Genomic DNA, 12,126 nt, shown 5'->3' on the forward strand with positions numbered 1-12,126 from the left:
TTATATTTTATTTTTTATTTTTATGTATAAAAAAAGAACTATAATTCTAGTTCCAATTCTAATAATCTTAATTGTTTTGCTAGTTCTGTGCTTTTGTCATCTCTACCTTCATCAACTAGCTTTTCAACTAAATCAATAACTTCAATATCGTCCTGAACAAATCTCTGCTCAATACATAGTTCCTCATTATCACGTGCTTCAACGCTAGTGCCATAATAAGCTGGTGTGCGAGTATTATCTAATATAGACACTTCAAACAAATCAATATCGTCTAAATATCTCCTCTGCATTTCATTATCTGTTTTCCCCCAAGATTGCTTATTAGCTTTAAATCCAAAAGACCATCCACACAGTTCATTGTTTTTAGCTTTTTCAATCACGTCAGCATCACAAACCCTAGCCTCTGCATAAAGTCCGATATTATCTTCCTTTAATTTCAAGTTATCCTTAGTAGAACCTAGTTTTTTATTCCAATCATGATTGAGTAATACGGCTATATCATCATTCTTAGCAATAGCATTTTTCCATGTACCAGTTCTTACTTGTTCAACAAATTTACCTTGTGGACTTGGTAATGCTCTGCTATCTCTTTCAAGTGCATTGACATAGCCTTTAATAGTAACACTGTCATTTCTTATTTCAATTTGCACAATTATCACCCCCTTTACTCCATATAATTAGATAATAAATCCAAAGTAGTTGTTACAATTCTATCTTGCTTTATATTCTCTGAAATAGTTGTGCTTCGATTTGTATTCATATCTGTTACAAATTTTTGTAATAATATATCTGCTAATTTAAGTGCTTTGTCATCAGTTTTATAAGCTTCACCAACACAAAAATCTATGTAAATTTGTGCTATATCAATTAAATCCGCTAAATAACTATCATCATCAGTAAAATCAATTCTTAACAGATTTTTTAAATAATCCAAAGTCATGCTAAACACCTTCTTTCTGTTGCTGCGGTGTGATTGGAGGTGGATTGTTCGTGTAGGATGTATTACCATTCATCATCTGTTCCAACGTAACCTGTCCACTTGGGAATGTAGTAACGTCTTTACCTAATAATGGTAATCCTAATAACTTTTTAGCATAATTCAAACTATAAACACCATTTTTAACATATGTAGTGATAACTGTAGCTTCAGTAGCCTTATCCATTTTTAATAATACATTCATATCAAATTTAATTTTATAACCTTTAGTTCTTTCAGCACTGGTCAATAGTTTCCAATTCATTTCTTGCTCAATTGCTGTAAAAAGGACTTGTAAAGTATTTACTAAAAAATTTAACATATCATGTCCTTCACTTTTGGCGTTCTCTTTTATCTCACCAAGAAAAGTTAAGGGTACACCCATTGCCCCTGCAATATCCTTTTTGCTCATCAATCGTAATTCCGTGAATTGAGCGTCGCTGAGACTAAGGTTTAATGGACTTACATTATATCCAGCAGGTACTGTAAATATACGGTTATTATTGCTATATATTCTATTAAATTTAGCTTGTATTTTACTGATCTCTTTTTCTTCTTTTATATCACTGGTTAATTGGACTACGATTTTATTAGTTAAACCATTTCCAAATAAACTATTTAAATAACTTTGGCTTTTTAGCGATGTATCAAGACTTTCTCTTAATATAGTTCTAGTTGCTCGTGTATTAATACCATCCAAGGTAAAATCTTTTAAAACAATAATATCTGCATCAAATGAAGACCCTGTTTCTCCATTTACCCCCTGCCAATCGTATAATATTTTATTGTTTTTTACAGACTTTATTAATCCAATATCATCTACAATAATGCCTACAATTTTAATTGGATATAAACCAATTACTTTACTACCTTGTCTGTCAATATACAAACCACTTATTCCTTCATGTTTTCCTAACGTAACAAATGTTTTAATTACAGTAACTGCATTCATGTAATCGTTGGGACGTAAATTTAACAAATCATATAAATAATGATCTGTTGCTTCAATCTCCCCCTTATCTGTCTCTTGTTTTACTTGTAAAGGACATTTGGCAATAGATTCGCTTATAATCCTAATACAACTATAATATGTAGACTCTTTTAACTGTTTACTTACTGGTGTAACATCATATCCATTTTCAAAGGAATAAATATTATTCCAATCATTAACATTTACGCTTGTATCTCTTTTTTCCTGAATTAATTTATCAAAAATCATTATTTCTCACCTCTTTTCTTACTAAATTTATATAAAAATATTGAATAAGCGATAAATATTACACCTAAAAAATACAATCCAAAATACAAATTTACACGGAAATTAGTAAAAACAATAACAAACATACCAATTAAAAAGACTATTTCCATGACAAAAATATCATTAAAAACAGTCTTTTTAAGCAATTTATTTAGTTTTTCTTTCATTAATTTATCACCTACCAATCTAATTTATCTAATTCACCTAAAGCATCATAACTAGTATCTTCCCCTAGTAATTCTGTATAACAAAATACTAAAACCGCAACCAAATCAATTCTTTGTTTATTTTTATCAGCTTTTGCCAACATTTCATCATCAGATTTTCCTACGGTTGTAATAGCATTGCTCATATTCCAATCAAGTAATTCATTTTCCAAATATTTAACTTCACCGTCATAAACTTTCTTTCTAAATTCCTTGGTTGCTGGACTTAATAATGTATAAGTTTGTTTTAATTTAACTACATCAAAGTCCTTCTCAAGCCTTTCCACCATTTCTTTTGCATTCATCGGATCTGTTACTATACTTTCTATAGTACAATTATATTTATCTTCAATATTTCTTATATATTCTTCCACAAGTGTATAACTTACTGTCATTCCCTTATGTATATCGCACCATCCAGCCCTCTCATATGTTCTATAATCTATATTTTCTCGCCTTTTATCTAAGTTATCTTCAGGCAAAAAACCATGTGACATACAATAAATTATATTATTTTCTTTATACATTATGGCGACAGCTGTTAAATCTGTGGTCACAGATAAATCTATTGATACCACTACAGACCTTTTGGCAAAATCAATATTATCAACTCTACACTTCTTCCAACAACTTATGTCTATGTATTTATTCAACTCATTCGTTTCCAAGAAAATATTAAGATTCTTGGTTAAAAATTCCTCTTGTTCTTTTGTCTTTATTTTTGCTATGTCTCTATCGGATTTTATTTCTTTATAATTTTCTTCCACTCGCAATGGATTAGCCTTATAAATTGCTGAATCTTCCCATGCTTCATCTCTGTCTGCATAATATAGTAAACAAAATAGCCTTGGATTTTTTACAGTTCCATTTAAAACTGCTCTGTCATAGTCCAATTCTTCCAGCATAATAGAATCAGATTCACTATATGCTGTTGTGGTTCTTACCATAATTGGATTCTTTACCGATAGTTGCCCCTTACGCATAGCTTGTATATTATCATTGGTCACAAATGCTCCCATTTCATCCACACAAACGCAACAAGGTCTGATTGAGTTGTTTTTGTTTGCTTTAGATGTCCTAGGAAAATAGAAGCTATTAGTCAATTTACATTTGATAATTCCTATTTCAGATTCACTTACTACAAAATGCTTGGCAATTGCAGGACTGGCACTTATTATTTGTGCCATTGCTTTTCTAAGTTCTTTCGCTAAATCTCTATCTATGCATATAGAATAAAATTCGCTGAAATTTTGTTCTGTTAAAAGTTGTAATATAAAAACTATTGCTGTTATAAAAGTCTTCGCATTTTTTCTAGGAATAAAAAGTACAACATCCCTATACATCATCTTGTTTAAGTCATTCTTATATCTCCAACCAAAAATAGCACATAAAAATAAGGCTTGGAAACCTACCAAACCTTCTAATACATTTTTACCTACTATAAATCCTGTTGCATAATTAAGCAGCTTCAAAAGATTATTTATTATTTGCAATTTTTCTTTACTAAAACAAAATTCAAAACCTTCTTTATATTGATTTATATTATAATTATCCATAAATATTTTACACTGTTGTTTGACCTCAAATGTAGTATCTTCTGTCCCATTTAAAACATCTTCACAGTATTTTAATGCTTTATCTAAAAGTATCATTCAGTATCATCACCTTTTAAGGCTTTTAACAATGGGTCTTCTTTAGTTATCTTATCGTTCATATTAATGACTGATAATTTCGCACGGCTTGCTGGCGAGAGACCTAATTGCATACAACATTGATAAAATATTTGTTGATAATCTTTGTAAACTTGTACCGCTGGGTTCTTCTGCCCACTTCCATCTTCCCTATAAAGAACTAATCCATGTTGTTTAATTAATTTATTTGCTTCTCGCATATGTATTATAGAAGCTACAGTTTGTGATAAAATTTCTACATCTAAATTATTTAAAATACCACTTGCTTTTAATTCTGTGACCAAATAATTATATAAATCTTTTTCTTTTTTAGTTGTAAGTCCAGCAGGAAGTGAATAAACTAAATTATCATTTCCTTTTAGTTTTTCTTCCTGCTCTTTGCGTTCTTCAATTTCTTTTTTTGTAAAATGTGTGTTATTAGTTGCTAATGGTTTTGCACTTTTTGCCATAATCTATTCACCTCCAATTTTTATTCTTTTAGATATGTCTCAAAATAGCTCAAAACGGATATATTTCCAACCGAAGGATTGCCACAGACCTTTTGGCACTGCCTAAAAATTTTCGCTTCCTCCCCCGTATACCTTTTTTACAATCCATATTCATCATCAAATTCTTTTACCAGTATATGTAAGATAGTTTGCATTTTCTTCTTATCTTTATCACCTTTATCATACTCAACATGTACTCTACCATGACAGTATGGACACAAGGATACTAGGTTATCCTCTACTAATGCCAAGTCCATATCATCCTTTAACTCAACAATGTGATGGGTATACTTACTCTCCTCTGTTTTACCTTTATGCCAACATACTACACATAAGCCTAAATAATGTCTCTTAATAGATTCACTCAGTACTATCCATCCCTTACTGTTATAGAACCGTTGTCTCTTCCTTTCCTGTTCATCCTTCATACGTCTTATCTTATAGTCTTTATAATTCTTCTTTCTCTTATCTTGTTCACACTTGCATAGTGTACCTTCTAATACTTTCTCGCCACACTCCATACACTTCCTAAATACTGGCATTACTATATACCTTTCTTATATCTTGTAATACATTCTTTTAATTGTGTATCATCCATGGCAGATAAGACTTGCATACATCCTTCAATTCCAGCATCTATAACATATCCTACAGTAATAACAATAAGTATTGCTAATAATATTCCCATTAATATTCACCATTCTTTAATATTTATTTTTAGACATAAAAAAAGAAGCTATAAAAGCTTCTACATTGCTTGAATAATAGCAACAATAATTAATATAATAATCGCCAGCATAGGCAACAGCAGTAACAGACTACCTATAGAACTAATTATTCCACCTATTATCTTTAGTTTTTCACCTTTATTAGTCATACAAATATCACCTCTTATGATATATTGTACCATTAAACATCTGGCAAAAAAAGAGTTACTTCTTAAATCACCTGATTATTTTCAATTATTTAATCCCCAAAAATTCTCTTATTTGCTTAACATCATTTGATATATTATCTATCTTAACTTGTTCATCTAGTGTATCTTCTACTTTTTGAGAACTTAATTTATTCATTTCATTAATTTCATTTTCTAATTCATCAAGAACTTTCAAAGATATATTAAGCATCAATCCTTTGGGACTTTCTTTTTTTAAATCTTTTCCAATACTTTTCATTGTAACAACTAGAAATATTGCTAAAGTAACAAAATTCAATGCAAAATTTATTGTTCTATTAAAACTCCAATATTGAAAAATATCTTGAATCATAAAATAAAATATATTGCCAAAAATCACAATAAAATACGAAACTCCAAATTCAGTGATGTCTGTGCTGTATTTCCCCAATTTTTCTTCAATTCGTATCTTTTCAAATTTTATATTCATTTCTTCATTATTAATTTTATTTTTATAAAATTCCTTTATCTCATCATATATCTTTTTAATATTACTATAACTTTTGTCGGCTTCAGTAATATTATCTGAATTAAATTCATCCATTACCTTATCGTAAATATTTTTATTTGGCTTTTTCATACTACCACCTCAATACACAAATATTCGATATATCAAGGTAAAACTTTATAAATATAAAAATATATAAAATAATTAAATACTACTTGTCTTATTTTTGTATATAATGATAAAATAAGGTATAAGGGTGGTGGATTTATATTTGTATACATTTATTGATAATTTGAATAAATATCCTTATTTCTTGTTTTTAACTTCTATTTCAAGTATAATTGGTCTGTTATTATCTATTTATTTAATATATAAATCTAATAGTATTGCTAAAACAGTTAAATCGATTTCTATTTCAAAAGATTACAATAATAATAAGGATAAATTTGTTAATAAATTTAAGGTTTACAAAGTTAGTATTCTTGAAGATGATATTAAAACTAAAACAATAATTCATGATATTCTAGAAGACATTTATAAATTTGAAAACCTATATAAAATTCTATTTTCAAACTATGAATTAATAAAAATATATTTCATTAAAATATATTTACATAAAGATTTTAATAAAATAAATTTTGATAAAGTTTGTTATAAATTAGATTATTTAATAGGTCGTTTTAACAAAAGGGAGGATTAATAAAAATGGATATTAAAGCTGTAATAAATAAACTAATTGAAAGAACAAAATTAAGCATTCTTAAATGGAACTATTTGGATTCATTACCTCAATTATGTAACAAAGTTTATAATGAATTTAACATATCTCCTATGAATAAAAATTCATTTTTTACTAAAATAAATGATGGTTATTTTATCTTAGTAAATGATGAAGATAATGAGGAGTTATACTTAATAGTTTTTCCAACTATAGACTCTAGAGATACAGAAATTATTAATTATATAGATAATGATTTATTGTATCAGGATGAACTTCTTAGACTTTTAAACTTAGTAAAAAAACAATATCCTAACGTAGACGATGTTATTTCTAATTTTATGAATGATAAATTCTAGAAATTAATTATTTATAAAAGTTTCCAGAAACTTTTCAACAGCTTTATTATAATTTTTAGTGTTGTTTTTATTTAATAGAGCTGCTGAAATACCTTCTATTTGTTTTAGAATATTATTATTTTGCTGTTCAATAATATTTAGTTTTAATTTTATCTCTTTTATTTCTTCATTATTATATTCCATTATAAGCCTCTTTTCTAAAATTACTTTAATAAATATTATTATAATTTACTTACGAATATTCTTTTATCCAATAAAAAAAGACCTGTATCTCTACAAGTCCTTTTACCTTTTTATCTTCATCTACTTAAACAAATCCCAGAAACTAAATGTTGTTTTCTTATAAATTTTATTATGTATAGCCTTCTTAGGATTATTAATTAATCCCATACCCTTTTTACCGTACAAAGGATTAATACTTTTCTTAACCGCTCTCTTCAATTTTCCAGTAGTTCTAGCTTTAACACTCTTTTTCAATGATGGTTTTCTCATACCAAACTTCATTAATAGCACCTTCTTTAAAAAATAAAATGCATTTTATTTTTTTAAATTATATTGGCAATAATTTTCATCATTTAGGTATTTTTCTATTTTTTTCATAAACTTATTATTTATTGTTGTTACATTATAAAATGAAACACCCTTACCTTGTTTACAAAACTCTTCAGACGCTTTTATAATTTTAATTTTTTTAATTACTTCTGTTTCATTATCATATTTCTTTATTAACACTTGAAATTCATCCCAAAATTCAACTTTAATAAACCACATATGAATCACCTCATCATTTATCTTTAAAATTATCCAATATATATTATTTATAATTGTATATCCTTAATTGCCTCAGCTAATTTTTCATGTTCTGACTCTTTATTATATTCTATTTTATTTAATAAATCATTTAATTCTTCTTTTAATTTTGTGATATTAGTTGATAAATACCCATCCATTCTTACATTAGTATTTTCGTAATATCTCCCATTTTCTAAATTCTGAAGAATATATCTAATATCTTCTAATTCTTTACTGTATCGTTTTTCAATATCAATTATCTTATCCATCACACATACTCCCTTTTATAAAACATATTTACGTATATATTCTACAAAAGGTAACAATATCCTTTATTTTTCTAAAACAAAAATCTATTTGTATTCCTTCCAAAATCCAACAAAAATTTCACAATTGAAAATAGATGAAATATAGATTATTTTAAACATATTTATTATATTATTGTGTAAAATTACATTTTATAAGAAATTTATTAATTGCATAAATATTTTAGTTTAGATATACTTGAATTAATGATTTTTCTAGTTGTTCATGGGAGTTTTAGGAGGTGTTATATGCTTTTCTTAATCTTCAATAAAAATATCTAATTATCTCCTCTTTAATACATTTTGATGAGGAGGTGACACTATGGCTAATATACATGACTTAAAACCAAATGAAAAAGAACTTTTAAAATTCATTTGCTCATTTGCAAAAGACGTTTTAAAAGCTCTCATCATTACCTTAATAGTAAAATTTATTTTGTGCATATAGAAGCCGCCACTTTTATATACACTATTTTATTTTGATGAACAACTAGATATCATATCTACATTGTCTACAAAACTCTACATTATATACATTATACATCCACATGGGTGTATTTACAATAAGTTTGTTTGTAAATTTAAGAATGTCATTATAATTATTTGTAATATACTATATGTAACCAAACCATCTTTTACACAAGAATAAAAAAGTCCACCGCAACTTAGACTTTTCCTTTTTTTATATGAACACTAAATCTCATTTCTCTACGAAAAAACTAACACATCATTCTCTTTTGTACAATTGATCAAGGAATTATTATCCTTGACCAACCTTATATTATATATATATATATATCACCATGCACTAACATTCTAGCCATTTTATCTAAATCTTATACTTATATTTTAAATATTTAGTATTAATACTATCTATATAGTCTTCTTATTCTTCATCGTAATCTACATCAAAAGCTGTCTCAATAAAATACATAATAACAAAACTTAGACTATAAATATCATCTTTTAATAACTTACTCAAATCACTTTTTAAATCTTCATCTGCAAGTCCGATATTGTTTCCATTTGCACTCACCATAATATAATCTGAAATATCAATTTCTTTATCAAGTATTTCCATTATCATGTTAATATTCCTTGGTGCTAAAACTTTAGATTTCTCTAATTCAGTCAACATATCGCATAAAAACAAATCTTTTTGGAAGTACATTCCATCTTTATTTAATTCATTACTAAAATATTCTTCTATTTTCTTCATTATTATATCCCCCATTTTTTATAATTTATTTTCCATTAAATCGTCTAATAATTTAGCCCACATTTTATTAGAGTCTAATAAGAATTTAAATTTACGTTTACCATCTTTATATTCATGTCTCTGTTTTAAACTTTCTTCTATAGATTTTGCCACAGAGCATGGTCTTTCTTCGTCATCACAAAACCATTCATGTTCAGATTCACCATCATTTAATTCTAAATTATCAAAATATTGCATAAGTCTTTTACCATTCTCTTTTGCTTTTTGAGTTTTCCCATTAAGATTATCTGTATGGCATTCTTTTAATATTTCTCTATCATATTTTTTATTTAAAGATTTATGTTTCTTTTTACTCATAATTTAATCGCTATATCTCCTCCTGCTCTTTATACTTTTTTAATGTAAAAGCAATATTTTTAAAACAACTACAGAATCTTTTTAGTTCTATATTCTCATCAAATTCTGTTAACAACTCTTTTACTATATCTGTAGCCATGAATACAAAAGCATACTGCTCTAATCCGTTTCTGTGAATTTTTTCTACTCGTTCTTCAAATATTACATTTGTATAAAGCCAAGCAATTTTATTTCTATTTACAATTGTAATCTCTTTTAATTCTTCCATTTCTCTATCCTCCAATCTAAACAAAGGGTACACTTATTTAAGCATACCCTTGTATATTTTTTATAATTTTGTTTATAATGTAATTGATTAGTTTAATATGTTTTTTGCTATTGCAAAAGAATTAGTGAGGTTGTACATTTGCAGATGTTACAATCTCTTTTTCTTTCCATTCTTTATAAGCCTTAACCCATCTGTCTTTTCCAAATCTGCTTATATAACTTGGATAAATATCAAATTTGGCTGCTATTTTTTCTCTATCTATTCCTTTTTTAACCATATTCAAAATTTGAAATACATTTTCTTTAGTTAATTTTGTACAATGTCCGTTATTTTCTCCAGTTTGAGCTTTTATCATTTTACTTTTATCCTTAACTTTACTCTTTCTAACAGCATTTTTTTGTTTATTTATTACAGTCCATCCATCTACTAAACTACAATAATATATCCAATAATTTTCTCTTTCTTGAAGTTCATCATCACCACATTCCTCTAATATTTCCCACTTAATTCTATTCTTATCTATTTTGTATGGTTCTTGTAATTCTTTATAGTAATGCTCTCCATTCCTTAAATGTGTTAAATGATTGCTCCACCTTTTCTTGATTCCATTATCTTGATCTGCACTTCCTACATAAACATTTCCTGTTTTAAAATCCTCAATTTTGTAAATTCCACTTATAATTTTCATAATAAATTCCTCCTCAATTTTTATCGACACTATTCTTTATATGTGTTTTATTCAGAAATATTTTTTGTATAAAAAAGACCATACACATTTTTGTGTACAGTCCTTAATTTTTAATATTAGTTACATTGTTACTCCATATTTATTGATACTTAAACAATCAAATCCATTCTCATCTTCATCAAAATCTATATCTATTTCATTATTTTTAAATTTTATTAACTCTATATCATCAATAGCTAATAATTTTGTTTTCTTATTATGTTCCTTATCATATAAGTATATGAAATTATCGTCAAATTCCAGTGAACACCAATAATTTAAACTGTTCCAAGCTTCAGAAACTTTCTGTAAAAATTCTGGAGTTATAGTTTCCACTTCATCATCAGATATATCTTCTCCAAGCACTTCTATTTTTTCATTTACTAAGTCGACATAAAATTGTTCTTCATCACTGGTAATATAAATATTACATTCAGGTCTGTTATAACTTAATGCATCTACACAGGACAAATCAATCTCATATTCACTTGCGACATTACATAAAATTCCATCTATTATATATAGATTCTCAACTCCAGTTTCTTCTAATATATCAATTACATATCTTTCTTCTGCTGTAGGCTCATGTATTTCATATTTTTCTTGTTTTAGTGCATCTAATATATAAGAAATATATAAATTAATTTCTATATCTTTAAGATAATTTAGCCGAATTTTTTTGTAGTCATATTTGTCATCAAAAATATCGAAAATAAACCCCTTATCTTCTCCAAGTACAAATCCAATTTCCACTTTCTTACCTAATATCTCAGTTAGTTTACTAGATATTTCATTTCCTAATTCTTTTTGTTTTTGATTAATTTTTTCCATAATATAATTCCTCCATTTTATTTAAATTTTTTATTAATATTGAAAAATACATTTCATATCTTCCACTTGTAGCCGTATGCGAGGTACGAAGCATACAGGCGTATTCCTACTTTTTATAATTAAAAGTAAATATTTATAGGTAACTAATCCATTTTTAGCACAAAAAAATAAGACCATTATATTAAATGATCTTATCTATTAATTTCACACTTGAACTATATAACATTGCATTAACGCAATATATACATATAATTTTTAATTTATATTTTTTTATTAACTATTTAAAATATACTGGGGATTAAGGAAAACTAACCAACATTTTTATTTTTAAATTAACTACAACTAAGGTTATTCCTTACGTCATAACCCAGTTTCCGTAAAATCTAAAAATAAAAAAGCTGCGAGTAGTTTTCCTTCCCCAGACCCCACAACCTTTCACTCGCATGATTAATTTTTATTTATTTTCATCATTATTTTAATTATTATTACATTATTTTTTCTTGCCAAGTTTTTAGATGTGAGCCTATT

22 protein-coding genes are annotated in these 12,126 nt (G+C 26.8%); 3 read left to right on the forward strand and 19 right to left on the reverse strand.

The annotated features are described in order from the left end of the window. Positions 1-38: 38 nt before the first annotated feature. From B8978_RS03885 to B8978_RS03920, 10 genes are all read right to left on the reverse strand, one after another. The gene (locus B8978_RS03885) at positions 39-650 is read right to left on the reverse strand and encodes an HK97 family phage prohead protease (RefSeq protein WP_084113960.1); all 612 of its coding nucleotides are present in this window, start codon (positions 648-650) and stop codon (positions 39-41) included. 14 nt (positions 651-664) lie between these two features. Continuing rightward, positions 665-940 carry a head-tail connector protein gene (locus tag B8978_RS03890; protein WP_084113961.1) on the reverse strand — a complete coding sequence of 92 codons (276 nt, stop codon included), beginning with the start codon at positions 938-940 and terminating at the stop codon, positions 665-667. Between the two features lies 1 nt (position 941). Further along, a complete protein-coding gene (locus B8978_RS03895) occupies positions 942-2,195 on the reverse strand; it encodes a phage portal protein (RefSeq protein ID WP_084113962.1) in 1,254 nt (417 codons plus the stop codon). Then, entirely contained in the window at positions 2,195-2,401 is a 207-nt protein-coding gene (locus tag B8978_RS03900) for a hypothetical protein (protein ID WP_084113963.1), read from the reverse strand. The genes B8978_RS03895 and B8978_RS03900 overlap by 1 nt, the downstream gene beginning before the upstream one ends. A gap of 11 nt (positions 2,402-2,412) precedes the next feature. After that, entirely contained in the window at positions 2,413-4,092 is a 1,680-nt protein-coding gene (locus tag B8978_RS03905; RefSeq protein ID WP_084113964.1) for a terminase large subunit, read from the reverse strand. Further along, complete coding sequence (locus tag B8978_RS03910; protein ID WP_084113965.1) at positions 4,089-4,580, reverse strand: phage terminase small subunit P27 family; 492 nt, start codon at positions 4,578-4,580, stop codon at positions 4,089-4,091. The genes B8978_RS03905 and B8978_RS03910 overlap by 4 nt, the downstream gene beginning before the upstream one ends. 137 nt (positions 4,581-4,717) lie before the next feature. Next, positions 4,718-5,140, reverse strand: coding sequence for an HNH endonuclease signature motif containing protein (locus B8978_RS03915; protein ID WP_176212600.1), 423 nt, complete (start codon positions 5,138-5,140; stop codon positions 4,718-4,720). A 23-nt stretch (positions 5,141-5,163) separates the two neighbouring features. After that, complete coding sequence (locus B8978_RS19715) at positions 5,164-5,307, reverse strand: hypothetical protein (RefSeq protein ID WP_176212601.1); 144 nt, start codon at positions 5,305-5,307, stop codon at positions 5,164-5,166. 60 nt (positions 5,308-5,367) lie between these two features. Then, on the reverse strand, positions 5,368-5,496 hold the full coding sequence (locus B8978_RS20355) for a hypothetical protein (RefSeq protein WP_278326766.1): 129 nt from the start codon (positions 5,494-5,496) through the stop codon (positions 5,368-5,370). Between the two features lie 85 nt (positions 5,497-5,581). Beyond that, positions 5,582-6,154: a hypothetical protein gene (locus tag B8978_RS03920; RefSeq protein WP_084113967.1), complete on the reverse strand. Its 573-nt coding sequence runs from the start codon at positions 6,152-6,154 to the stop codon at positions 5,582-5,584. Between the two features lie 139 nt (positions 6,155-6,293). On the opposite strand from B8978_RS03920, the gene B8978_RS03925 reads away from it, so the two are divergent. Together B8978_RS03925 and B8978_RS03930 are read left to right on the forward strand one after the other, a co-directional pair. Continuing rightward, complete coding sequence (locus B8978_RS03925) at positions 6,294-6,722, forward strand: hypothetical protein (RefSeq protein ID WP_084113968.1); 429 nt, start codon at positions 6,294-6,296, stop codon at positions 6,720-6,722. A 5-nt stretch (positions 6,723-6,727) separates the two neighbouring features. Next, positions 6,728-7,099 (forward strand): hypothetical protein, encoded by a 372-nt coding sequence (locus B8978_RS03930; RefSeq protein WP_084113969.1) that lies wholly within the window; start codon positions 6,728-6,730, stop codon positions 7,097-7,099. A 3-nt stretch (positions 7,100-7,102) separates the two neighbouring features. Here B8978_RS03930 and B8978_RS03935 read toward each other — a convergent pair whose 3' ends face one another. The 4 genes from B8978_RS03935 to B8978_RS03950 all read right to left on the reverse strand — a co-directional run bounded on the left by B8978_RS03935 (position 7,103) and on the right by B8978_RS03950 (position 8,160). After that, the gene (locus B8978_RS03935) at positions 7,103-7,282 is read right to left on the reverse strand and encodes a hypothetical protein (protein WP_084113983.1); all 180 of its coding nucleotides are present in this window, start codon (positions 7,280-7,282) and stop codon (positions 7,103-7,105) included. A gap of 120 nt (positions 7,283-7,402) precedes the next feature. Continuing rightward, positions 7,403-7,603, reverse strand: coding sequence for a hypothetical protein (locus B8978_RS03940; RefSeq protein ID WP_084113985.1), 201 nt, complete (start codon positions 7,601-7,603; stop codon positions 7,403-7,405). Between the two features lie 33 nt (positions 7,604-7,636). After that, positions 7,637-7,870, reverse strand: a complete 234-nt coding sequence (locus B8978_RS03945; RefSeq protein ID WP_084113987.1) for a hypothetical protein — start codon at positions 7,868-7,870, stop codon at positions 7,637-7,639. Between the two features lie 47 nt (positions 7,871-7,917). Beyond that, positions 7,918-8,160 carry a hypothetical protein gene (locus B8978_RS03950; protein ID WP_084113989.1) on the reverse strand — a complete coding sequence of 81 codons (243 nt, stop codon included), beginning with the start codon at positions 8,158-8,160 and terminating at the stop codon, positions 7,918-7,920. A gap of 358 nt (positions 8,161-8,518) precedes the next feature. On the opposite strand from B8978_RS03950, the gene B8978_RS20360 reads away from it, so the two are divergent. Next, complete coding sequence (locus B8978_RS20360) at positions 8,519-8,644, forward strand: hypothetical protein (RefSeq protein ID WP_278326767.1); 126 nt, start codon at positions 8,519-8,521, stop codon at positions 8,642-8,644. Positions 8,645-9,082: 438 nt separating this feature from the next. Here B8978_RS20360 and B8978_RS03955 read toward each other — a convergent pair whose 3' ends face one another. The 5 genes from B8978_RS03955 to B8978_RS03975 form a co-directional block, all read right to left on the reverse strand. Further along, positions 9,083-9,415 (reverse strand): hypothetical protein, encoded by a 333-nt coding sequence (locus B8978_RS03955; protein ID WP_084113991.1) that lies wholly within the window; start codon positions 9,413-9,415, stop codon positions 9,083-9,085. 18 nt (positions 9,416-9,433) lie between these two features. Then, positions 9,434-9,772 carry a hypothetical protein gene (locus B8978_RS03960; protein WP_084113993.1) on the reverse strand — a complete coding sequence of 113 codons (339 nt, stop codon included), beginning with the start codon at positions 9,770-9,772 and terminating at the stop codon, positions 9,434-9,436. A gap of 10 nt (positions 9,773-9,782) precedes the next feature. Continuing rightward, on the reverse strand, positions 9,783-10,040 hold the full coding sequence (locus B8978_RS03965) for a DUF5659 domain-containing protein (RefSeq protein ID WP_084113995.1): 258 nt from the start codon (positions 10,038-10,040) through the stop codon (positions 9,783-9,785). A 121-nt stretch (positions 10,041-10,161) separates the two neighbouring features. Further along, positions 10,162-10,728 carry a GIY-YIG nuclease family protein gene (locus B8978_RS03970; protein WP_139795959.1) on the reverse strand — a complete coding sequence of 189 codons (567 nt, stop codon included), beginning with the start codon at positions 10,726-10,728 and terminating at the stop codon, positions 10,162-10,164. Positions 10,729-10,848: 120 nt separating this feature from the next. Continuing rightward, positions 10,849-11,598, reverse strand: coding sequence for a hypothetical protein (locus tag B8978_RS03975; protein WP_084113997.1), 750 nt, complete (start codon positions 11,596-11,598; stop codon positions 10,849-10,851). Positions 11,599-12,126: the final 528 nt, after the last annotated feature.

The organism is Clostridium acidisoli DSM 12555 (assembly GCF_900176305.1).
GTDB lineage: Bacteria > Bacillota > Clostridia > Clostridiales > Clostridiaceae > Clostridium_I > Clostridium_I acidisoli.